At 37.2% G+C, this 23,425-nt stretch carries 24 protein-coding genes and 2 tRNA genes; 10 read left to right on the top strand and 16 right to left on the bottom strand.

Annotated features, from left to right (window positions below):
- Nucleotides 1–4: 4 nt before the first annotated feature.
- From pykF to GWJ05_RS13005, 4 genes are all read right to left on the bottom strand, one after another.
- The gene (gene pykF, locus GWJ05_RS12990) at nt 5–1,417 is read right to left on the bottom strand and encodes a pyruvate kinase PykF (protein WP_036937271.1); all 1,413 of its coding nucleotides are present in this window, start codon (nt 1,415–1,417) and stop codon (nt 5–7) included.
- Between the two features lie 462 nt (nt 1,418–1,879).
- Nucleotides 1,880–1,956, bottom strand: a tRNA-Val gene (locus tag GWJ05_RS12995).
- 28 nt (nt 1,957–1,984) lie between these two features.
- Nucleotides 1,985–2,061, bottom strand: a tRNA-Val gene (locus tag GWJ05_RS13000).
- A gap of 149 nt (nt 2,062–2,210) precedes the next feature.
- Complete coding sequence (locus GWJ05_RS13005) at nt 2,211–3,584, bottom strand: MATE family efflux transporter (protein ID WP_036937266.1); 1,374 nt, start codon at nt 3,582–3,584, stop codon at nt 2,211–2,213.
- 313 nt (nt 3,585–3,897) lie between these two features.
- Here GWJ05_RS13005 and GWJ05_RS13010 point away from each other — a divergent pair, with 313 nt between their 5' ends.
- The gene (locus GWJ05_RS13010; RefSeq protein WP_087802516.1) at nt 3,898–4,557 is read left to right on the top strand and encodes a riboflavin synthase subunit alpha; all 660 of its coding nucleotides are present in this window, start codon (nt 3,898–3,900) and stop codon (nt 4,555–4,557) included.
- 95 nt (nt 4,558–4,652) lie between these two features.
- Here the strand turns inward: GWJ05_RS13010 and cfa are convergent, their stop codons facing one another.
- Nucleotides 4,653–5,807, bottom strand: coding sequence for a cyclopropane fatty acyl phospholipid synthase (cfa, locus tag GWJ05_RS13015; protein ID WP_036937262.1), 1,155 nt, complete (start codon nt 5,805–5,807; stop codon nt 4,653–4,655).
- Nucleotides 5,808–6,113: 306 nt separating this feature from the next.
- On the bottom strand, nt 6,114–7,331 hold the full coding sequence (punC, locus tag GWJ05_RS13020) for a purine nucleoside transporter PunC (RefSeq protein ID WP_036937260.1): 1,218 nt from the start codon (nt 7,329–7,331) through the stop codon (nt 6,114–6,116).
- A gap of 118 nt (nt 7,332–7,449) precedes the next feature.
- Here punC and punR point away from each other — a divergent pair, with 118 nt between their 5' ends.
- On the top strand, nt 7,450–8,352 hold the full coding sequence (gene punR, locus GWJ05_RS13025) for a DNA-binding transcriptional activator PunR (RefSeq protein WP_036937258.1): 903 nt from the start codon (nt 7,450–7,452) through the stop codon (nt 8,350–8,352).
- 22 nt (nt 8,353–8,374) lie between these two features.
- Here punR and purR read toward each other — a convergent pair whose 3' ends face one another.
- The gene (gene purR / locus GWJ05_RS13030; RefSeq protein ID WP_036937255.1) at nt 8,375–9,400 is read right to left on the bottom strand and encodes an HTH-type transcriptional repressor PurR; all 1,026 of its coding nucleotides are present in this window, start codon (nt 9,398–9,400) and stop codon (nt 8,375–8,377) included.
- A gap of 268 nt (nt 9,401–9,668) precedes the next feature.
- Here purR and cydH point away from each other — a divergent pair, with 268 nt between their 5' ends.
- Nucleotides 9,669–9,752 (top strand): cytochrome bd-I oxidase subunit CydH, encoded by an 84-nt coding sequence (gene cydH / locus GWJ05_RS18815; RefSeq protein WP_103004765.1) that lies wholly within the window; start codon nt 9,669–9,671, stop codon nt 9,750–9,752.
- Nucleotides 9,753–9,889: 137 nt separating this feature from the next.
- Here cydH and sodB read toward each other — a convergent pair whose 3' ends face one another.
- Nucleotides 9,890–10,468 (bottom strand): superoxide dismutase [Fe], encoded by a 579-nt coding sequence (sodB, locus tag GWJ05_RS13040; RefSeq protein WP_036913209.1) that lies wholly within the window; start codon nt 10,466–10,468, stop codon nt 9,890–9,892.
- Nucleotides 10,469–10,761: 293 nt separating this feature from the next.
- Nucleotides 10,762–11,577, bottom strand: a complete 816-nt coding sequence (locus GWJ05_RS13045; protein WP_036937253.1) for a sulfite exporter TauE/SafE family protein — start codon at nt 11,575–11,577, stop codon at nt 10,762–10,764.
- Nucleotides 11,578–11,969: 392 nt separating this feature from the next.
- On the opposite strand from GWJ05_RS13045, the gene GWJ05_RS13050 reads away from it, so the two are divergent.
- Nucleotides 11,970–12,311 (top strand): Grx4 family monothiol glutaredoxin, encoded by a 342-nt coding sequence (locus GWJ05_RS13050; RefSeq protein WP_006537039.1) that lies wholly within the window; start codon nt 11,970–11,972, stop codon nt 12,309–12,311.
- Between the two features lie 115 nt (nt 12,312–12,426).
- On the opposite strand, the gene rnt is transcribed toward GWJ05_RS13050, so the two are convergent.
- Both rnt and gloA read right to left on the bottom strand, forming a co-directional pair.
- A complete protein-coding gene (rnt, locus tag GWJ05_RS13055) occupies nt 12,427–13,065 on the bottom strand; it encodes a ribonuclease T (RefSeq protein ID WP_036937250.1) in 639 nt (212 codons plus the stop codon).
- Nucleotides 13,066–13,161: 96 nt separating this feature from the next.
- The gene (gene gloA / locus GWJ05_RS13060) at nt 13,162–13,569 is read right to left on the bottom strand and encodes a lactoylglutathione lyase (RefSeq protein WP_036937247.1); all 408 of its coding nucleotides are present in this window, start codon (nt 13,567–13,569) and stop codon (nt 13,162–13,164) included.
- A 183-nt stretch (nt 13,570–13,752) separates the two neighbouring features.
- Between gloA and GWJ05_RS13065 the strand changes: the two genes are divergently transcribed.
- Entirely contained in the window at nt 13,753–13,992 is a 240-nt protein-coding gene (locus tag GWJ05_RS13065; protein WP_036937245.1) for a DUF1289 domain-containing protein, read from the top strand.
- A 453-nt stretch (nt 13,993–14,445) separates the two neighbouring features.
- Complete coding sequence (slyA, locus tag GWJ05_RS13070) at nt 14,446–14,874, top strand: transcriptional regulator SlyA (RefSeq protein WP_036937243.1); 429 nt, start codon at nt 14,446–14,448, stop codon at nt 14,872–14,874.
- 187 nt (nt 14,875–15,061) lie between these two features.
- On the opposite strand, the gene GWJ05_RS13075 is transcribed toward slyA, so the two are convergent.
- A complete protein-coding gene (locus tag GWJ05_RS13075; RefSeq protein ID WP_036937241.1) occupies nt 15,062–15,529 on the bottom strand; it encodes a glycine zipper 2TM domain-containing protein in 468 nt (155 codons plus the stop codon).
- A 220-nt stretch (nt 15,530–15,749) separates the two neighbouring features.
- Here GWJ05_RS13075 and anmK point away from each other — a divergent pair, with 220 nt between their 5' ends.
- The 4 genes from anmK to pdxY all read left to right on the top strand — a co-directional run bounded on the left by anmK (nt 15,750) and on the right by pdxY (nt 19,960).
- Nucleotides 15,750–16,862: an anhydro-N-acetylmuramic acid kinase gene (gene anmK, locus GWJ05_RS13080; protein WP_161681439.1), complete on the top strand. Its 1,113-nt coding sequence runs from the start codon at nt 15,750–15,752 to the stop codon at nt 16,860–16,862.
- Between the two features lie 43 nt (nt 16,863–16,905).
- Complete coding sequence (gene pdxH / locus GWJ05_RS13085; protein WP_036937237.1) at nt 16,906–17,559, top strand: pyridoxamine 5'-phosphate oxidase; 654 nt, start codon at nt 16,906–16,908, stop codon at nt 17,557–17,559.
- 132 nt (nt 17,560–17,691) lie between these two features.
- Nucleotides 17,692–18,966, top strand: coding sequence for a tyrosine--tRNA ligase (tyrS, locus tag GWJ05_RS13090; RefSeq protein ID WP_036937235.1), 1,275 nt, complete (start codon nt 17,692–17,694; stop codon nt 18,964–18,966).
- A 124-nt stretch (nt 18,967–19,090) separates the two neighbouring features.
- Entirely contained in the window at nt 19,091–19,960 is an 870-nt protein-coding gene (pdxY, locus tag GWJ05_RS13095) for a pyridoxal kinase PdxY (RefSeq protein WP_036937232.1), read from the top strand.
- 39 nt (nt 19,961–19,999) lie between these two features.
- Here pdxY and GWJ05_RS13100 read toward each other — a convergent pair whose 3' ends face one another.
- The 4 genes from GWJ05_RS13100 to fabI form a co-directional block, all read right to left on the bottom strand.
- Nucleotides 20,000–20,461 (bottom strand): hypothetical protein, encoded by a 462-nt coding sequence (locus GWJ05_RS13100; protein ID WP_036937229.1) that lies wholly within the window; start codon nt 20,459–20,461, stop codon nt 20,000–20,002.
- A 165-nt stretch (nt 20,462–20,626) separates the two neighbouring features.
- A complete protein-coding gene (gene gstA, locus GWJ05_RS13105; RefSeq protein WP_036937227.1) occupies nt 20,627–21,238 on the bottom strand; it encodes a glutathione transferase GstA in 612 nt (203 codons plus the stop codon).
- 217 nt (nt 21,239–21,455) lie between these two features.
- Nucleotides 21,456–22,157 carry a DUF3592 domain-containing protein gene (locus tag GWJ05_RS13110; RefSeq protein WP_036937225.1) on the bottom strand — a complete coding sequence of 234 codons (702 nt, stop codon included), beginning with the start codon at nt 22,155–22,157 and terminating at the stop codon, nt 21,456–21,458.
- A 306-nt stretch (nt 22,158–22,463) separates the two neighbouring features.
- A complete protein-coding gene (gene fabI, locus GWJ05_RS13115; RefSeq protein WP_006537026.1) occupies nt 22,464–23,252 on the bottom strand; it encodes an enoyl-ACP reductase FabI in 789 nt (262 codons plus the stop codon).
- Nucleotides 23,253–23,425 lie beyond the last annotated feature (173 nt).

A 23,425-nucleotide genomic window follows, 5' to 3' on the forward strand; every position in this document is an offset into this window, starting at 1 on the left:
TTAATTACAGAACGTGAACAGATGAAGTGTTTGTTGTACCACTATCAACTAGAGCACCGGTTACCATAACAACGCGCTCGCCAGCGTGAGCTAAACCACTTGCTAATGCAGCTTCTTTACCAATACGGTAGAAGTCATCAGTAGACGCGATTTCATTAACTAACTGAGTGGTAACACCTTTAACTAACAGCAACTGACGTGCAGTTTCTTCGTTGTTTGTTAGTGCTAAGATTGGTGCTGTTGGGAAATATTTACGGATAGAACGGGCCGATTTACCACCGAAAGTAGCAACAACAATCAGAGGCGCATCTAAATTTTCAGCCATTTCAACAGCGCCACGACAAACAGCTTCTGTTACGCGTAATTTAGCGCCAGTTTGTTTGTAATCAAGACGAGATTGCATGATACGATCTGTACGATCACAGATTGTTGCCATGATAGATACTGCTTCTACAGGATATTTACCTTTCGCACTTTCACCTGACAACATAACAGCATCAGTACCATCTAAGATAGCATTCGCAACGTCACCTGCTTCAGCACGAGTCGGGCGTGGGTTTTTGATCATTGAGTCTAACATTTGCGTTGCAGTGATAACCACTTTACGCGCAGCGTTACATTTTTCGATCATCATTTTTTGTGCAAAGATAACTTCTTCAACCGGGATTTCAACCCCTAAGTCACCACGAGCAACCATAATACCGTCAGAGGCTTCTAAAATCTCATCGAAATTATTTAAGCCTTCTTGGTTCTCAATTTTTGAGATGATCATGATGTTTTTGCCACCGTGTGCATTTAAGTGCGCACGCATCTCTTCAACATCAGAACGTTTACGAATAAATGAGGCCGCAACAAAGTCAACACCTTGTTCGCAACCAAAGATAAGATCTTGTTTATCTTTTTCTGCTAATGCAGGTAAACCGATAGAAACGCCTGGTAAGTTAACACCTTTATTTTCACCTAAGTCACCGTTGTTTAAGACTTCACAAACAACTTCAGTATCAGTCACTTTAGTGACTTTCATACCGATAAGACCATCATCAACTAAGACGGTGTTACCTACGGTTAAGTCTTTTGCGAAACCTTCATAAGTTACAGCTACGCGATCTTTGTTACCTACAACAGTTTTGTCTGTAGTAAAAGTAAAAGTTTGACCTGCAACTAAAGAAACATCGTTGCCACCTTCTAATTTGATGGTACGGATTTCAGGACCTTTAGTATCTAATAAGATAGCCGCTTTTTTGCCTGTTTTGGCACAAACATTACGCAGATTTTTGATACGGTTGCCATGCTCTTCATAGTCACCGTGAGAGAAGTTTAGACGCATAACATTCATGCCTGCGTCCAGTAATTGATTCAGTTTTTCTTCAGATTCGGTTTTTGGCCCGATGGTGCAAACAATTTTTGTCTTTTTCATGGCAGTCTATTTAATGGTTGTCTTGTAATGGATGAATAAGGATAAATGTCGCTGTTTCCTATAACAGTATCAATGGCACAAAACGGAATATACCAACTCATCGCGAATAGATAAGTTGCGCAACATGTTAATAGTTCAGCAACATCATAAAAATCTTGTCACTATTTTGTATCAAAGGTTGGTAGACATCTTACATTATAGTCTATCACAATTCATTTGTTCTGTTTTCTAAAGATGCCCGTAAATCAATACGCTGAAACCTTTCAACAAAATTATGTTGCGTATTATAGAGGTTAATTTCTATGAAGAAAATCGAAAAAAGGTAAATTTAAGTGATGTGATCAAAATACAGCACTGACTGCTTGTTTTTTAAACGTTTTGTTGCGCAATAAATTTTTGCAAGTTGAATTAATTATTTTGTAGGGTAGGTAAAATGAGTAAAAAATAGGGAATATAGAGAAATGGTGCGTCCAAGTGGACTCGAACCACCGACCCCCACCATGTCAAGGTGGTGCTCTAACCAACTGAGCTATGGACGCACTGTATTGAGATGTTGTTGAAAATAAATGGTGCGTCCAAGTGGACTCGAACCACCGACCCCCACCATGTCAAGGTGGTGCTCTAACCAACTGAGCTATGGACGCAATATCTATTCTGGGTAACAACGGGGACGAATATTAACGAGATGATTCCATTCTGGCAAGAGGAAAAACACAAATTTATATTCAACTGCTCGTATTTAAAGCTATTTGTTGATATTTGTGTCATTCTCTTGCCAAATTAACCGTTTTGTTTAACGCTCTGAGCGTAATAACACCACTTCATCAGATTGGCGTTGGATCCACCAAATGCGAGAACCCATCATAATTGCAGATGCAGTTAAGCCAAGAATAAAGCCAATCCAAAAACCAGCAGGTCCCATTGCTTCAACAAAGTAATCCGTACGACCCAATATATAACCCGAGGGTAGGCCAATGACCCAGTAGGCAATAAAGGTAATAAAGAAGATAGAGCGAGTGTCTTTATAACCTCGTAATATACCTGAACCAATAACTTGCACTGAATCTGATAGCTGATAAAGCGCAGCAAATAACATAAGGTGAGAGGCCAATGTTACCACTTCAATATTATCGTTATACATTAAGGCTATTTTTTCTCTAAAGATAATAGAGAAAACGGCGGTACAACTTGCCAGCATTAAACCAACCGTAAGAGCAGTAATCGCCGAAATACGAGCCTGTTCAGTAGAGCGCTGTCCTAAGTTATAACCGACACGGATAGTTGCCGCAATTCCCAATGAGAGAGGGAACATAAACATCAAGGAACTAAAGTTTAGTGCAATTTGATGACTTGCAACGGCAGTAACGCCTAAAGGTGATACTAATAATGCAACAACGGCGAATAGTGTTACCTCAAAGAATAATGCCAAACCAACAGGTAGACCTAAAAAGGTAATCCGTTTTATCGTATGAAACTCTGGAAGCACGATACGTTTTACTGGCATTACATCTCGCTGTGTTGGTGCTCTGCGCACGTAATAACGCATCATCAAGAACATAGCCCAGAAAACAGAGGCAGTTGCAACACCACAACCAATACCACCTAATTGCGGTGCCCCAAATTTACCGTAAATAAAGGCGTAATTAACAGGAATATTAATTAATAAGCCAATAAAACCAATGATCATACCCGGTTTTGTTTTGGATAATCCCTCACATTGACTTCGTAAAACTTGATAATAAAGACAGCCTGGAGCACCCCACATAATGGCGTGGATAAAGCCAATGGCTTTTTCCGCCAATTCTGGTTCAATATCATGCTGTGCTTCAATAATAAATCGACTGTTATAAAGTATGGCTATAACCATAATTGATAAGAACGTCGCGAGCCAAAAACCTTGCTGAGTACGATTAGCAATATGTTTTCGCTGTCCAGAGCCATTTAATTGTGCAACGATTGGCGTCAATGCCATTAATATTCCTTGACCTAATAAAATCGTTGGTAACCAAATAGACGTGCCTACTGCTACTGCGGACATTTCTGTCGCATTTACCGCACCCGCCATAACAGTATCAACCACACCCATTGCCGTTTGGGAAAATTGCGCGATGATCACGGGGATACCTAAAGCAAGTAAGCTACGCGCTTCTTTTATGTACTTCTGCACGCATACACCTTTATTTATTATAAGAAAAAGGAAGGAAAGGAAGAGAACAAACGCCGTATTGTTTAAATGACGTAAAGAGATCCTCAAGAACGCATATTCTAATGATAAAAGTTTAATTAGCAACGAAAGAAGCTTCGCTTTTTAAACACAGGATTTTGATAATTTATTAGGTGTTTTTACGTTATATTTAATGGCGATAATCAACAAGGAATAAACACGATAATTGTTCCTTTGTATTAATAAGAGCTATGTTATTCTAATTAGCATAAGCCTAAATTGAGTTTACCAGTTTATCTACCCAAGGAGATGTAAGATGTTTACAGGTATTGTTCAGGGAAAAGGGCGAGTTATTGCTATAGAAGATAAAGGCGATTTTCGTACCCATATCATTGAATTACCGAAAGAGTTAGTCGGTAACTTAGAAACAGGTGCCTCTGTTGCGAATAATGGTTGCTGTTTAACGGTCACTAAAATTGAAGGTACGCACATTAGCTTTGATTTAGTGAAAGAGACATTGCGTCTTACTAACCTTGGTGAATTAAACGTAGGTTCTGAAGTTAATATTGAACGCGCAGCTAAGTACGGTGATGAAATCGGTGGACATGTGATGTCTGGTCATATCGTCACAACCGCTGAAGTTGCCAAAATTATTACATCAGAAAATAACTTACAGATTTGGTTTCGTATCTTTGATAAATCGTTGATGAAATACATTTTGCATAAAGGCTTTATCGGTATTGATGGCATTAGTTTGACTATTGGTGATGTTGTTAATAATCGATTCTGTGTTCACCTCATTCCAGAAACTCGCGATAGAACGACACTGGGTCGTAAACGTCTTGGCGATAAAGTGAATATTGAACTTGATCCTCAAACTCAAGCGATTGTGGATACCGTAGAGCGTGTTATGGCACAACAAGCAGAGCAACAAGCTTTATTAGCAGCACAGCAAAGTGAAAATGAAGAGCAATAATCACATTATTAATTATTAGTATTATTTGCATTAACTCAGATTAAAGAAAAAGCCAGTTGATTTATTAAACTGGCTTTTTTTGTCTTTAAGAAAAATCAACGAGGGATCTGTAAACCACCAATTTGCCCTTTAGGGCTTAACATGATTTGCCATAATTGAATATCTCTGGCTCGAAATGCACCCGCACAGGCATTCAGATAATAACTAAACATACGTTTAAAACGCGGTGTGTAATTTGATTCAATATCTGGCCAACAGGCTAAAAAACGCTGATACCATGCCATTAACGTTTTATCATAATCCGCACCAAAATTGTGCCAATCTTCCATCACAAACTTACTTTCCATGGCATGTGCAATTTTTTGAATTGACGGCAAGCAACCATTAGGAAAGATATATTTACTTATCCAACTATCTACATTCACTTTATCGCGATTAGATCCAATGGTATGGAGTAAAAACAGACCATCTTCTTTTAAATTCCGACGAACGACATCAAAGTAAGTTGCATAATTTTTGGGGCCAACGTGTTCAAACATGCCGACAGAAACGATGCGATCAAATTGTTCATGTAAATCGCGGTAGTCTTCTAAAATGATATTAACATCAAGTCCTTCACATCGTGCTTGCGCTAATTTCTGTTGTTCAACAGAGATAGTGACACCAGTAACAGAAACACCAAAATGTTTTGCTGCGTAAGCAGCAAGTCCACCCCAACCACAACCGATATCGAGTAAAGTCATACCAGGTTTTAAATCTAATTTTCGGCAAATAAGATCTAATTTATGTTCTTGAGCTTGCGCTAAGTTATCTGCATCTTTCCAGTAACCACAGGAATATTGCATATTTGGATCAAGCATAGCTGTAAATAAATCATTACCGAGATCGTAATGTTCTTTACCAACCATCCATGCACGTTTTTGTGTTTGTAAATTAAAAAGGCGGGCTGTTGCAATTTTTAAGATATCACGCAGGTTTTGCGGAAGTTTATTTTCAAGACCTGCACGTAATACTTTATGAAAGAATATATCAAGTCGTTCACAATCCCACCAGCCGTCCATATAGCTTTCACCGAGACCTAATGAGCCTTGTTGCAATACTCTTTTATAAAAATTTTGATTGTGAACCTGAATATCATAAGGTTCTGAGCCATTGACTCGAATATCTGCGTGAGTTAATAGTTCTATAGCGATCCTTTCGTAAGGATCATTGGAGGTCTTTCGGCCTTCTTCTACACAAGATGTACTCATATACTCTCCGGCGTAAACTAAGCGGGTTTTGAGGCATAAAGTTAAGAAAGGATGTGCACAGATTGACAGTATTAAAATGATATTGTGTTCAATAGTGATTGAACGAATAGAATTAATAAGACGACTAATCTGACATAATCAGCTAATAATCTGTTTAATGCCTCAAAATCCGAAAGAAAAATAAATAAAACGCTATTACAACGTACAGGTAAGTATAGAGATGTGAATTGTTTTTCTCTAGAAAATAAAAGGGCCATTTTTTATAAAAAGGCCCTTTTAAGATAATTCTTAAAATAGAGGAGGTAATTATTCTACTGTTTGAACTGTGTGTTTGGTAACGGATTTATTACGCTGAATAAAGTAACCAACTGCCATTGGGAGTGCCGTTAACGCCATAATTGCGGTGGTGTTAATCAGAGGTTGCTGGCTGATAAATGCAGACACGATAAAACTTGCTAAGCTACAAAGACCCAGTTGAAGCGCATTTTGTAATGCGGCAGCTTTACCACTGATTTCAGGATAAGCCGATAAAGCATTAGAGACGGCAATCGGATAAGATGCACCATTCATTGCAGCCATAATACAGAATGGAATTAAGATCGTGGTTAGTGTTGGCTCAGTAAATTTAGCAACAAGATATAACGCAGTCATGCTAACGGCATAACCTATTAACAGAAGCGGTAATAATGTCTTACCCGTTATTTTTGACAGTAAAATACGACAACCATAACCGCCGACCATAAATGCAATAGTTTGTGGAATATAGCTTAAACCGATATCCTGTGGTGAATAACCCATCTTCTCAAGAATGATTGGTGAGCCAGCTAACCAAGCAAAGAAACCAGCACTACAAGAAGCGTAAACTAATACGTTACCTGTGTAGAGCGGAGATTTTAGTAAAGTTATAAATGAAGCAGAAGATTGATTTGCTTCTGTGACTGATTTTTGTTTAATGTTTTTTAACATTAATGTAGGTAGCATTAATACCAGCGTCACCGCCATTAACAGCATAAAAATCATGCGCCAGCCACCATGATTTAACAACGATGCACCGATTAAAGGCGCCAATGCTGGTGATAATGCAACGAGTGGCATTATTAGAGCAAAAACGTGCTGAGCGCGAGATTCATCAAAACGGTCAATAACAAGTGCTTGCCAAATAACAGCAGCAGAACAGACACCGAAAGCTTGTAGGAAGCGCATAGCAAGCAAGCCGGTTGCACTTTCAACCCACAGCATGCCAAGACAGCCTAAAGCGAAAAGACCTAAACCGATAAGAAGAATAGGTTTACGACCCACTTTGTCAGAAAGTGGTCCCCAAAGTAATTGAGCAACAGCAAAACCAAATAAGAAGATACTTAAGCTATTACTAATAGCACCTTCACTGATAGAGAGTTCACGTTGCATCATACCAAATGCAGGTAAATACATATCAATAGCTAAGTAACCTAACATACTCAAACCTGCTAGGTACACCATAAAGCTCATAGGTGTTTTTGATTGTGTGGATGTTTTAGAATTCATTTTGTTTTCTATGCTATGTGATGTAGAACATTTTAGGTATTGTAACGAAGACTTATTTTACTTGTGAAACGGGAATATTTGGTTAATGCTGTGAAAAATTTTCAAAGGAATAAATGCTATGTGGTCAGAATACTCTTTAGAAGTTGTTGATGCAGTCGCCAGAACGGGAAGTTTTAGCTCCGCTGCTCAAGAATTGCACAGAGTGCCCTCCGCTGTTAGTTACACTGTTCGACAATTAGAGGAATGGCTTGCTGTTCCTTTGTTTGAGCGTCGTCACCGTGATGTGGAATTAACCGATGCAGGTAAAATTTTTATCAAAGAAGCGCGATCTGTTATCAAAAAAATGAATGACACTCGACATCTTTGTCAACAAGTTTCTAATGGGTGGCGCGGTCAATTTAGTATAGCAGTTGATGGCATTGTTAAACCTGAAAGAACACAACAACTTATTCTCGATTTCTATCGCCATTTTCCTGATATTGAGTTGTATGTCTACCCAGAAGTATTTAATGGAGTGTGGGACTCTTTAGTGAATGGTCGTGTTGATTTAGCTATTGGTGCGACAAGAGCTTCACCGATTGGTGAACGTTATAGTTTTAGGGATATGGGATTTATGCCTTGGCGCTGTGTTTGCCACGTTGATCACCCTTTAGCTAAAGCACAACATCCATTAACGGATGACGAAATGCGACCTTATCCTAGTTTATGTTTAGAGGATACATCACGCAGTTTACCCAAGCGGGATACTTGGGCATTAAATAATCAACGTAGAATGGTTGTACCAACCTGGGATATGGGGCTTGAATGTTTATTAGCGGGATTATGTGTAGGGATGGTGCCTTGGCATCGTGCTGAACCATTGATAGCCCAGGGTAAGCTAGTTACTTTAACCCTCGCACAGCCATTGCCAGACAGCCCATGCTGTCTGACGTGGGTCGATAAGAGTGAATCGCCCGCTTTAACGTGGCTGTTAGATTATCTTGGAGATAGCCAAACCTTAAATGAGGAATGGCTTCGCTAGAAATCGGCGTTCTGAATAAGTCTTAGCGACGATAGTCGATAAAAGGACCATCAGCAACTGAACGGCGCTCGACTAATCGAGGGTGTACTTCGATTGTTTGAGCGTCTTCGCGTTTGTTAACAATGCGATCAAGTAACATTGATAAGGCCATCTGACCTAAGCGTTCTTTGGGCTGGTGGACTGTGGTTAATGCTGGGGTAAAATAACGTGCATTACGAATATTATCGTAACCCACAATTGAAATATCGAAAGGAACACGTAAACCTAGCTCATCAGCCGCACAGATTGCGCCCATTGCCATAACATCACCGCCACAAAAAACAGCAGTAGGGCGTTGTTTTTGATTTAACATTTGATACATCGCTTTATAACCTGACTCAGGCTCAAAGTCACCTTGTACAATCCATTCATCTTTTACTGTGATCTTGGCTTCTTCCATCGCTTTTAAAAAGCCTTGTAGACGACCACCACCAGTATTGCGTTCTAATGGCCCAGGAATAATACCAATATCACGATGACCTCGTTCGATAAGGTAACGGCCTGCGATATAACCACCATGAAAAGCGTTATCGATAATGGTGTCTGTAAAGTCGCCACGAGCTTTACCCCAATCCATGACAACCATGGGAATATTACGATAGCCTTCTAAAAGAGTCAGAAGGTGATCGGGATATTCAGAACACATCACTAATAATCCATCAACGCGTTTTTGTGCCAACATCGCTAAATAGGCTTTTTGTTTATCAAGATTATTATGTGAATTACATAAAATCAGTGTATAGCCTTTGCTATAACAACTGTTTTCAACTGCTTCAATCACCTCAGCAAAGTAAGGAGCTTCACTGGACGTGGCTAACAGGCCAATGGATTTGGTGTGATTAACTTTCAAACTACGCGCAACGGCACTAGGCGAATAATTTAATTCTTTTATAGCGGCCCAAACTGCTGCCCGTGTGTTCTCAGCAACAAAACGTGTTTTGTTGATCACATGAGAAACAGTCGTGGTTGATACGCCTGCGCGTTTTGCCACGTCTTTTATTGTTGCCATGGTGTGGAAAACTCCTGACCTTCATTGGTCTCTTTTATCTAATTTTGTGGTTTAACTGCCAGTATAGTCATACATAGGGCAAACACTGGCAATAATTTAGCGATTAGCTATGAATTTTGTATGATCTAGCTCAAAAGTGAAAGTATTAATCAATGTTATAAATTGTGCACTGGTCGCTATTTTAGCAAATTTTGATATGTGATAATATTTAACCATGGTAAGGTTATGGTTAATAACGTGTATTATAATCATATTGAGGGAGATATAGATGGATACGGATCTGAAATTTGGTTTGAGCACAGCAGTCGCAGCGCTTGTTATGATCGTTTTATTTTCAACTATGTTGTTCTAATCACTGTTTTATAAAATATCCGATCAATTTAAATAATAGATTATCGAATATCTGAATATAACAAAGGGCCCAAGGCCCTTTGTTATTTTGTCACCAAAAATGAATTGCAATCACTCACCTTTGATAATCAAGCTCAATTAAGCTAGGTTAGCTTCAACAAATGACCAGTTAACCAGAGCCCAGAACTCTTCTAAGTATTTAACACGCGCATTGCGGTAGTCGATGTAGTAAGCATGTTCCCATACGTCTACAGTTAACAGTGGTTTATCTGCACCTGAAACGGGGGTTGCTGCATTAGATGTGTTAACAATAGCGACAGAGCCGTCAGCTTTTTTAACTAACCAAGTCCAACCAGAACCGAAGTTTTTCGCCGCTGCATCGTTAAATTGCTTTTTGAACTCTTCGAAAGAGCCAAATGCTTTGTTGATAGCATCAGCAATTTTACCTGTTGGTGCGCCACCTGCATTTGGTGCTAAACAGTTCCAATAGAAAGTGTGATTCCATACTTGGGCTGCGTTATTGAAGATCCCGCCATCTGTAGATTTGATAATTTCTTCTAAAGATTTGTTTTCTAAATCAGTGCCTTTAACCAAGTTGTTTAAGTTGGTTACATAGGTTTGGTGATGTTTACCATAGTGGTATTCTAATGTTTCTTTAGAGATGTGTGGCTCAAGAGCATCTAACGCATAAGGTAATTTTGGTAATTCGAAAGACATTGCGTACTCCTTTATACTATCTATTTCGGGTTTTGTGCCTGAAATCATTTCATCATAATCATCTGAATTGATAAAATGAGGCAAATGAATTACTAAGTTGTTACTATTTTGCTAATTATTTTAACAAAAATCTGCTGAAATAACAGCTAAATATCTTTTATCTATAATTATAAGCCATATAGATTAGTAATACTCATAAGAGTATATCCCGCGAGGTGACTCGTAAAGTAGTAAAAATTGACAGTAATAAAAGAAAATAATTTTGCTTTTTTCAAAATATTTCTTTGAATTGCTTATTCTATAATAAGCGTATACATCATTTTCACCACGACTAAAAATAGAAATAATGCAAATATTTGGCGAACTCTTAGTATGGGAAGTCGATAAGCAACTTTAACACCGACTGGTGCGAAGAGTACGCTAGTAATGCTTATTCCGATAAAGGCAGGTAAATAGATAAAACCCAAGTAATAATCATCAATATTTGTTTTATTCCAGCCATAGACAATCCCCATCGTTGTGCCTATTGAAGCAATAATGACACCAATCATAGAAGAAGTTGCAATGCATTTACGTGTATTAAATCCCCAATGGCTTAAAAGAGGAATGGTAATCGTGCCACCAGCAATACCAATAAAACTGGATATAAAGCCAATTAAAGAGCCGCCACGGGTTAAGGTTGGTTTTGAAACTATGGGATCTTTTACATTTTCAATACGTTCAGATTCTTTCTTCTTAGTTAATAACCCATAAATGGTATATATCATGAAAATACAGAACACGATCTGTAAGAGCGTGTTTGACATTTTTTGTACCAGAAAAGTGCCTGCAAGCATACCTATGATCGTGCCGAGAGATAATAAGGGAAATTGCTCCCACAAAATAGCTTTGTGTTTGTTATGAGAATACGCAGAAGATGCTGTGGAAAATATGATGACAGAAAATGAGGTAGATAAGGCAATTTTCATTACCATCTCTGTTGGGATAGCTTGTTGACTGACCACATACATCACCACCGGAACAATGATTGCACCGCCTCCAATGCCAAGTAGTCCAGCAAAAAAGCCAGTGATACAACCCACTAAAAGAAACAGCAAAATCATGTCCATAATTAATACTCACTAGGATTTATAACAAACCCATTTATATACATTAGATCCTTTTTGGAGGGTAGCAATTCATGTAATTAAACCATCGATTCGAGTACTGAGTATTTTCTCAATCGAAATAAAAAGCCTTTTCACTGAAGCTTTTTATTTTTGTTATGCATGATCGAATTAATTATGCGATAGACACATTCATAAATATCTTTAACGTATTAATTTGCTTTTTATGTTTTATTTTATGTTTTCTTATCAACAGGATCGTGATTTAACAGCAACCTATTGTTTTATATTGATAACTAAACTTATATAGAGCTTTCCGATATAAAGTGGTATTCTTCTTCCATGTTTTCCCCATATAAAGCATATCGAATTTAAAAGGTTGTAAGGACTTACGAATGACGACTATTGAAAAAATTGAACGCCAGATCAATGAAAACCCAATTATTTTATACATGAAAGGTTCACCAAAATTACCAAGTTGTGGTTTTTCTGCTCAGGCAGTTCAAGCTATCTCTGCTTGTGGTGAGCGTTTTGCGTATGTTGATATCCTACAAAATCCCGATATTCGTGCAGAATTGCCTAAATATGCACATTGGCCTACCTTCCCACAATTATGGGTAGATGGTGAATTAGTCGGCGGATGTGACATCATTTTAGAAATGTATCAGCGTGGTGAATTACAAAAATTATTAAAAGAGACTGCTGATAAATACCGTGGTGAAGAAGAAGCACAATAATTGATTTTTATTGTTTCCTAGTGGAACGTATAAAATTATTAAGGTTTTAATAAGAAAAGCCAGTTCAGTAATGAACTGGCTTTTTTCTGTTCTTCATATGGTATTTGTGAAAGTTTCAAGGTGTTGGAAGTGGCCATCCACCGAGTTTTTTCCAGCGATTAACTAATTCACAAAAAAGTAATGATGTACGATTAGTATCATACAGCGCACCATGTGCTAGTTTGCTATCAAAAGGTATTCCTGCGGTGATGCATGCTTTAGCTAAAATAGTTTGCCCTAATACTAATCCACTTAATGCTGCTGTATCAAAAGTGGCAAAAGGGTGAAAAGGGTTTCGTTTCAACTTTGCACGTTCTGCTGCGGCCATTACAAAGCTGTGATCAAAATTTGCATTATGCGCCACAATAATAGCACGGTTGCAATCAGCATCTTTCATTCCTTTGCGTACCATCTTAAAAATTGCATGCAAGGCTTCATATTCACTGACTGCACCACGAAGTGGATTTGTTGGATCAATGCCTGTAAATTCTAAGGCGGCAGGTTCTAGATTAGCACCATCAAAAGGAGCGACATGAAAATGTAGCGTGTTATCAGGTTTTAACCAACCTTGTTCATCCATTTTTAATGTAATAGCGGCAATTTCAAGTAAACCATCTGTTTTTGCATTAAATCCACCTGTCTCAACATCAATAACAACAGGGTAGTAACCTCGAAAACGGTTACAAAGCTTATTGGGATTATTTATTTCAGGCATCAAATTGTACTTATCCGATAAAAAGAAAATATCGGAAATTAATAATAAGCAAGGACCAGAAAGATAAATGAGTTATCTCTCTGGTTTAAATAAAAATTAGTTACCTAGTGCGTGACTTGCACTTTTATTTTCGATGAGTTCGATTTTATACCCATCAGGATCTTCAACAAAGGCAATAATAGTTGAACCTCCTTTTACTGGGCCTGCATCGCGGGTAACATTACCGCCCGCTTGACGAATAGCTTCACAAGTTGCAGCAACATCATCAACACCAAGTGCAACGTGCCCAAAAGCTGTTCCCATTTCATAGCTATTTACGCCCCAGTTATAGGTTAATTCAATAACCGCACCCGTGCTCTCATCACCATAACCAACAAAAGCTAACGAGTATTTATATTCCTCATTCTCGCTAGTGCGTAGAAGTTGCATACCTAAAACTTTGGTATAAAAATCGATAGAACGCTGTAAATCGCCTACACGAATCATGGTATGAAGTACTCGCATATAAACCTCTCGTGTTTTTTAATGATTAAACCCCACAGATAAACTGATGGCGCAGTACTATAGCGCGTTAGAGACCTAAAGTTCAATTTTACTACGCTGTTAACAGTTCAATCGGTGTATTGTGCAGATAATATCTCTATTAACTATACTCTATAGTAACAAACAATAGGGGGGGAAAATCAAATGCAAGATCAATTAGAATTTTTTGATATTCCTAGCCCTTGTATTGGACGTTGCGAAATGAATGCACAAGGCTATTGCATAGGGTGTTATCGTAATCGACAAGAACGATTTAATTGGTCAACAATGGGCGCACAAGATAAAAGAAATATATTACGCCTTTGTCAACAACGTTATTTAAGAACGTTAAAAAAGGCAAAACTGACAATAGAAAAAGAGAATGAACAGCTTAATTTATTTTAAATATTCAACTTATTTTTTAATATTAAAGTAATAATTAAATATTATTTTTATTCATTTTTGTTATTTATTATAGTTAGTTGGTTTATTATTTTTTCTTTATTAATGTAATTATATTGATTAAAAAGATATCTGATGATTATTTCCCTGTAATTATATGAAAATAATAATATTTTTTCTTTTTGAGATATTCGTTGTGAAATAATAATAATTATTATGTAAAAAAATATAGATTAGTTTTTATAACAAGGTTATTCTTTATAGGCTTTCGTTGTCAGAAAGAAAATAGATTAATCAAGTCTTGAAAATAATTACTTATCTAATAAATAGGAATATAACTACATTAGTTATTAAAGGTAAATATTTCAATTAAAAAGAGTAGGCAAATATTGTATTAAAAATGAATATCTAAACTTTGCAATGAGTTGACTGAAAATGCTAATTAAGGAGAGATAAGTGGAATCAACATTAGGAGCTGATTTAGCGCGTTTAGTTCGATTATGGCGTGCTTTAATTGATCATCGTCTCAAACCATTAAAATTAACCCAAACTCATTGGGTCACCTTGTATAACATTAGTCAATTACCGCCAGAGCAGTCACAAATTCAATTGGCTAAGGCGATAGGAATAGAGCAACCTTCGTTAGTGAGAACATTAGATCAACTGGAAGAAAAAAAACTGATATGTCGACATACATGTGCAAATGATCGTAGGGCAAAACGTATAAAATTAACAAAAGAATCTGAACCTTTTATTAGTGAAGTTTATGCTGTTATAGAGCAAACGAGACGAGAAATATTGGGTGATATTCGACGAGATGAAATTGAAACATTGATTGGCACTATCCATAAGTTGGAAAAAAACATAAATAGATTAAATGACTAATAATTTAAAATTTAATATATAATCTATTTAAATAAAGATTAATTACTATTGTATAATAATTATTATATGAATTATCATATGGTGATAATAAATAGGTAGGTTATATATTTAATCTCTCTTTAAATTCATTATTATTAGATCATGAAATAAAACAGGCAACCTAATGTTGCCTGTTTTTTATCCTCAATTAACGAGGAGATACAGTTAAATTATTTCCATTACCAATGACAGCAACACGTTGACCTTGGCTATAAACAGTATTATCTGCTTTTTGAACGATAGCGACGGTTTTACCGCTATCTAAACGAACTTCGATTTGGACACCTTTCGTTGTGTTTAATGCGCCTTGTGCTTGTTGTCCAGCCATTCCTCCCGCGATTGCGCCAGCCGCTGTTGCTAGGTTACGACCTGTACCACCCCCGATTGTGTTACCTAACATACCACCAAGAACAGCACCACCAATGGCACCTAAGATATTCTCATCGCTACCTGCTTGAATATTAACTGAACGAACTGAAACAATCGTACCATATGTAATATTTTGAGCTTGTTTTGCTTGATTTGCAGTGTAAGTGTCACCTGATAATGAGCTTGTGTTCACACAACCAGTAAGAACAGTCATTGTAAAAAGACCAATAAGTAAATGCTTAAACATAGTTACTCCTAAAGAAAACCTGAGGTAAATTGTTCAGGTTATACCAATGTTGTCTAATATCAGTTATAGACTATTTTTTGCTTATGTCGACACTGATTTTAATAATATATAGCTTACTATATAGTAAAGGCTGGTAGTAGAAACAGAAGAGCTTTCTGAAAAAAAGAATATAACATTATATGTTAAAAATTTGCATCATCTTGATTATAAGGAAAAGAACATGAGAGCAGGGCGGTACATTGGCGTGATGTCTGGCACAAGCTTAGATGGTGTTGATGTTGTATTAGCTGCAATCAACAATAAATTTGTTGCACAACAAGAAACTCATTTTCTGCCTTATCCACAACTTCTACGTCAACGCATTCTAGCTGTTTGCCAAGGACAACCGACTACTTTACATGAACTCGGCTTATTAGATGCACAACTAGGAGAACTCTATGCTCAAGCAATTAGAGAATTACTTGCAAAAGTAAAACTCAGTGCAAGCGACATTACAGCAATAGGGTGCCATGGACAAACGGTCTGGCATGAACCTGAAAGTGATATGCCATTTACTATGCAAATTGGCGACAACAACCGTGTGGCTACATTAACAGGAATTACCACTGTCGGTGATTTCCGTCGCCGAGATATTGCATATGGTGGACAAGGTGCACCTTTAGTCCCTGCTTTTCACCTTGCGGTATTAGGACATTCTATTGAGAAGCGTATTATTTTAAATATTGGTGGAATTGCCAATATTTCATTGTTATTACCGGGTGTTGCAGTAAAAGGCTATGATACAGGTCCCGGCAATATGTTGTTAGATAGCTGGAACTGGATACATAATCAAACGCCTTATGATGATAATGGACAATGGGCAGCAACAGGAAAAGTGAATACTGCATTATTAAAAGATATGCTGTCTGATCCTTATTTTTCTCGTTCAGCGCCTAAAAGTACAGGGCGGGAATATTTCAATACACAATGGCTAAACTATCATTTAGCAAGAGTACCTAATGTTTTTCCCGAAGATGTACAAGCCACTTTAGTTGAATTAACCGCGATAAGTATTGTGCAACAGATACAATTAAATGGGGGATGCGAACGTCTTTTAGTTTGTGGTGGTGGGGCTAGAAACGGGCAAATTATGCATCGTTTAGCGTCATTACTACCGGGAACAGAAGTGGCACCGACAGATAAATATGGTTTAAGTGGTGATGATATGGAAGCCCTTGCTTTTGCTTGGCTCGCTGCGAGAACTATTGCAAATGAATCTGGAAATTTACCTTCTGTTACAGGGGCATCAAGAGAAACTGTTTTAGGGGCGATTTACCCTACAAATCCTTGTTAAGCGTGATATGCTGAACGTAGTTTCTCAAAAGAGAGAGTGAAAAATGACAGATCTTGATTTTATTGATGTTGCTGATTTACGTCGTGAATATATGAAAGGTGGATTACGACGTCATGAATTAACAGAACAGCCATTGGTATTGTTTGAAAAATGGCTAAAACAGGCTTGTGAAGCACGTTTAAGTGATCCTACAGCGATGTGTGTTGCAACTGTCGATGAAAATGGACAACCTTATCAACGTATTGTGTTATTAAAACACTTTGATGAGCATGGATTAGTCTTTTACACTAACTTAGGCAGTCGTAAGGCAACGCATTTAGAACATAATCAACGAGTTAGTTTGTTATTCCCTTGGTATCCCTTAGAAAGACAAGTCTGTTTTTTAGGGAAAGCGGAAAAACTTTCGCCTATTGAAGTTCTGAAATACTTCCATAGTCGCCCTAAAGACAGTCAAATTGCGGCTTGGGCTTCTCAACAGTCTTCTCGCATCTCTGCAAGAGGTGTGTTAGAAAGCAAATTTATGGAATTAAAGCAGAAATTTCAAAATGGGGAAGTTCCATTACCGAGTTTCTGGGGGGGATACCGTGTGACCTTTGAGTCTGTTGAATTTTGGCAAGGACGGGAAAACCGTCTACACGATCGTTTTATCTACCAAAAATCACCACAAGGATGGGACATTGAGCGATTAGCGCCTTAATGATGCGCTGATAATTTTGCACTAAAAAGTCTTTTTCTACTGGTACTTAATGTAGTGGCGCTTTATGCTATACCACTTATGTTTAACTTATATTTTAAATAGACAAAAAACAATAAACCGATGGAGTCATTGATGTCTAGCAAGAACCTAATCACACAATTGCAGGAGCGTGGGCTAATCGCTCAGGTCACGGATGAGGCAGCTTTAGTAGAGCGTTTGGAGCAAGGTCCTATCGCTCTCTATTGTGGCTTCGATCCTACCGCTGATAGCCTGCATTTGGGGCATTTGGTTCCTTTGCTGTGTTTAAAACGATTCCAACTAGCCGGGCATAAGCCTGTGGCGTTGGTGGGTGGTGCAACGGGTCTGATTGGTGATCCTAGTTTTAAAGCCACCGAGCGCAAACTGAATACCCAAGATACTGTTCACGAATGGGTAGAAAAAATTCGTAAACAAGTGTCACCTTTCTTAGATTTCGACAGTGGTGAAAACAGTGCGGAATTAGCAAACAACTATGACTGGTTTGGTCAAATGGATGTGCTGACATTCCTGCGTGATATCGGTAAACACTTCTCTGTGAACCAAATGATCAACAAAGAAGCGGTTAAACAGCGTTTAAACCGTGACGATGTGGGTATCTCTTTTACTGAATTCGCCTATAACCTATTACAAGCTTATGACTTTGCGTCATTAAATACGCATTTAGGTGTTGAATTACAGATCGGTGGTTCTGATCAATGGGGTAACATCACTTCAGGTATCGATTTAACCCGTCGTTTCAATCAGAAACAAGTATTTGGTATGACCGTACCTTTAATTACTAAGTCTGACGGAACTAAATTTGGTAAAACAGAAGGTGGTGCGGTTTGGTTAGATCCTAAGAAAACAAGTCCATACAAATTCTATCAGTTCTGGATCAATACCGCAGATGCTGACGTTTATCGTTTCTTAAAATTCTTTACATTCATGAGCATTGAAGAGATTAATGCGCTTGAAGAAGAAGATAAGAGTAGCGGTCAAGCACCTCGTGCGCAACGTGTATTAGCAGAACAAGTAACCCGCTTAGTTCATGGTGAAGAGGGTTTAATTGCTGCTAAACGTATTACAGAAAGCTTATTCTCTGGTGCAATTGCTGACTTAACACAAGCTGATCTTGAACAATTAGCACAAGACGGTATGCCAACAATTGAGTTAGAAAAAGGCAGTGATTTGCAACAAGCGCTGGTTAACGCAGAATTAGTTCCTTCTCGTGGTCAGGCTCGTACAATGATTGGCTCTAACGCTGTTTCGATTAACGGCGAAAAACAAGACAATCCTGAATACGTCTTTGAAGAAAAAGATTTCTTATTTGGTCATTATTCTATTTTACGTCGCGGTAAAAAACACTACTGCCTTGTTATCTGGAAATAATTGACAGTAAAAAAGGGCAGCCAGTGAGTTGCCCTTTTTCTTAATAACAATAAATAACGTATATACCTCGCCTATGATGATAAAGCTTGGGTGTTGTGTGTATTCACAATAATCGGTTTATGTCATGAAAAATATACTCTCTATTCAATCACATGTTGTATTCGGTCATGCTGGTAACAGTGCTTCTGAGTTTCCAATGCGTCGGATGGGTGTGAACGTTTGGCCTTTAAATACTGTGCAATTTTCAAACCACACACAATATCCAGAAAAATGGACGGGTTGTGTGATGTCAGCAGAACATATTACTGAAATCGTTGATGGTATTGCTGCAATCGGTAAACTCTCACAATGTGATGCGGTATTAAGTGGTTATTTAGGTTCAGCCGAACAAGGCTTACGCATTGTTGATATTGTTAAAAAAGTAAAACAAGCTAATCCTGACGCATGGTATTTTTGTGATCCTGTAATGGGGCATCCTGAAAAAGGTTGTATTGTACCGCCTGCCGTTTCCGGTGTACTGTGTGAAGAAGCATTGCCTATTAGTGATATCATTGCACCTAATTTATTAGAGCTTGAAACCTTGAGTGGTGGTAAAACACTTAATAGCGTTGATGAGTGTGTAAATGCGGCTCGTGGTTTATGTAATCAAGGTCCTAAAATTGTATTAGTAAAACATTTATCACGAGCGGGTTATCGACATGATCGCTTTGAAATGCTGTTAGTCACTGCAGAACATAGCTGGCATGTTAGTCGTCCGTTAGTCGATTTTGGTGAGCGTCAGCCTGTCGGTGTCGGTGATTTAACAAGTGGTTTAATGTTGGTGGATTTACTTAAAGGTGTTGAGTTACAAACCGCATTAGAGCATGTTGCAGCAGCGGTTTATGAAGTGATGCTAAAAACAAAAGAAATGAATGAGTACGAACTGCAACTCGTTGCTGCTCAAGATCAAATGGTACATCCAACACATCGATTCTGCGCAACACAGATAGATTAATTGCAATAAAACACATTTGATTAGAATAAGAACGGAGGCTTAATAGTTTCCGTTTTTTAGTAAGTTTTTTATATTTTGAAAATCAATAGCATAATCATTAAGCACAATACCTTTAAAGGTTACCAACTTATTAAAGAAGTCTTGTGCATGTAATGCCATTGTCTTTATAAACAGCTCTTTTTTAATAAAAGCTTTTTGGGGTTCGTTAGCGGTGATAGTAATCAGCACATTGTCATTGATAGGCTGAAATTTTATTTCAATAGGTTGGTCAGGAAAATTTGCTTTAAATTCTTTGTTTTCATTTATTTTAACTAAACCTTCGATTAGATAGCTCCATAATTGGTCAACATAATCCCACATGCCTATATCGATTACTTTGGTATTATAAATAGATAATTCTATGGCACCTTCAATATAAAAACTATCTTTTAATAAACCATTATATTCATTGATATTAATAAAATTATCTTTTATTTTTAAGTAAGTTGAAACTTGAAGCATGCAATATCCCATTATTCAGTAACGTAATTTCCTTGAGTACTTTTTAGATACAGATATGAAAGTGTATTACTTTAGATAACCACATTTATTTTCTGTGTGTTTAAAAGAAAATAGCTCAGGCAAATTGATTTTACTTGAGCTATTTTAATTTAAAAGGATCAAGGATTACTCTTTAATTAAACCTTCAGTGACGAGTGCGCTATGAACATTAGGGCGTTGTGCAATACGCTTTAGGTAATCTTGCAGATGTGTTAAATCAGTTAAATCTAAGCCGACATGCGGTGCCCATTGGCTTAATGTAAATAAATAGGCATCAACAACAGTAAAATACTCACCACATGCACATTTCTGTTTGCTCAATACATCATTAATATAAGCAAATTTACTTTTTAATTTGGTTTTAACCACGGGCACGTAGTTTTCAGGTGTATCAGGTGAAAATAGTGGGCTATAGCCTTTATGAACTTCACTTGCAAGAAAGTTTAACCATTCTATTTGGTGATAACGTTCTAACGTTTTTGGCGCTGCAATTAAATTTCTATCTGGCTTTAAATCTGCAAGGTATTGAACAATAGCAACACCTTCAGTCAGAATATCACCATTATCTAACTGAAGAACAGGGACCTGTCCTTTAGGGTTGATGGTTAGAAAATCTTTACCTGACTCTGTTTTTTTTGCACGTAAATCGATGCGCTCAATAGAGAAATCTAGGCCCGTTTCACGTAAAACGATATGAGGGGAAAGTGAGCAACTACCCGGCGCGTAGTACAATTTCATATTGAATAGCTCCCTATCAATGAGTGGTGATAATGACTTACGGATATCAATAAATATCTTCATTAAAATAAGATAATAAGGTGTTCTAAGAAATTAGCAAACTCAAATGATGCGAATGGAAAAGGCTTTTGTAAATCTGTGAACAAGGCTGATAATTGATGAAATTATCAGAAAATAATTTTTCTTTATATTAAGTCTATATAAGCTTATTTAATTATCATTCTTCAAATGATGGTAGAAAAGAAATATCAAGGTAATAAATCTTGGGGTTTCTTTTGTCTACATAGACTGTAATCAGCTCTTTATTAATATAAGGCGTGGGATCAAAAAAGAGATAGCCACTTTTATAACGAATTAAACGATTGTTTAATGTATCATGGTAATCTGCAATGATTTGATAAGGAGATCGGTGATTAATACGAATATTATTATTAATAATAATCTCAGATATTTTCACATTAATGGGCATACCATCACGTATCAATCGTTGATCTCTATTGGCTCTTCTTCGCATAAAATACAAAGGGATAAGACCTATTGTGGCAAATATCAGTCCAAAAACACCTAATATAGTGCCTGCACCATATAAGCCTAAAAAGTTGTTAATTGTTGCCTTTTGAGGATCATCAGGAAGATAAATAATACTAATGTTTTCACCAAGATGAAAACGTGATGGATTACTTCCTTCTAGTGAACGAAAGATGATTTCTCTATTATCCTTAGTAGTAAATTGAATAATAGGATGATAAATGCTTCTATCATTGGAAGATTTATTAATACTTAGCTCAATAACAACGCCCGTTGTTTCTATCCCATTTCTTACTAAATGTAATTCTGATTTAATAACAAATAAAGCGACGACAAAAATAACCACGCCAATAATGGCAAAAAGATAAAATAGGAATTTAAATTTCTTCATACATTAAATCCTTTTATTAATATGTGATTATTGTATCTGTAATGAGAAAGAAGATTATAGGAATTAACTAAAAAACAAAAGTTAAATTTATCTAAAAAGTAATTGATCTAAATATAAAATTCAAAAAGAGTGAAAACAAGATGAAATGTGGGTATTCATCAATAAAAGAGCAAAATAATTAAATATAGAAAAAGCTTAAAAAAGATCTAACAAGGAGGATGAAATGAATATACGCAGGAATGTTATTCTCATAAAAAAGCCAGCCTTAATGATTTTAGGCTGGCTTTTATTATTTAAACGATAGAATTATTTTAGTTCTAATTCATTCATTGCTGCGATGCTAAAGCCACCATCAACGTGGACGATTTCACCCGTAATACCGCCTGATAAGTCAGAGCATAAGAATGCTGCAGTATTACCTACATCTTCGGTTGTTACAGTGCGACGCAGAGGGGTTACTGATTCGCAATGGCTTAACATTTTACGGAAGTCTTTGATACCAGATGCCGCTAATGTACGGATTGGACCAGCAGAGATACCGTTAACACGAATACCTTCAGGCCCCATGGCGTTTGCCATGTAACGTACGTTAGCTTCTAAAGACGCTTTCGCCAGACCCATAACGTTATAGTTAGGAATTGCACGTTCAGCGCCTAAATAAGTCAGAGTTAACAGTGCAGAGTTTGGATTTAGCATTTCACGGCTTGCTTTTGCCATCGCAACAAAGCTATATGCACTAATATCGTGAGCAATTTTAAAACCTTCACGAGTTACAGCATTAACATAGTCGCCATCTAATTGGTCAGCAGGAGCAAAACCGATAGAGTGAACAAAACCATCGTATTTCGGCCAAACTTTTGCAAGTTCTGCATACATGGTATCGATGCTTTCGTCTTTTGACACATCACACTCTAATACAATATTGGAGTCTAATGATGCTGCAAATTCTTCAACGCGTGGTTTCAGTTTTTCATTTTGGTAAGTAAATGCAAGTTCTGCACCTTGGTCACGCATAGCTTTGGCAATACCATAAGCAATTGATAATTTACTAGCAACACCAGTAATAAGAATGCGTTTGCCGGTCATAAAGCCCATAGCTGTATCCTTGTTTTTTCGTAAATCGCGATAATAACATCATTCACAGTTTTATTTATCTGTTAGGTTATCACGCTTATTGTTAATAAACGTGGCTGATTCTACCACGACATTTGTAAATTTGTTTAATTTCCCTAGCACCTCCGAGGAGTTAAGGGAAAGGGCGAAATAAT

Source organism: Proteus sp. G2626 (genome assembly GCF_009915985.1).
In the GTDB taxonomy this organism is placed as follows: Bacteria; Pseudomonadota; Gammaproteobacteria; order Enterobacterales; family Enterobacteriaceae; genus Proteus; species Proteus vulgaris.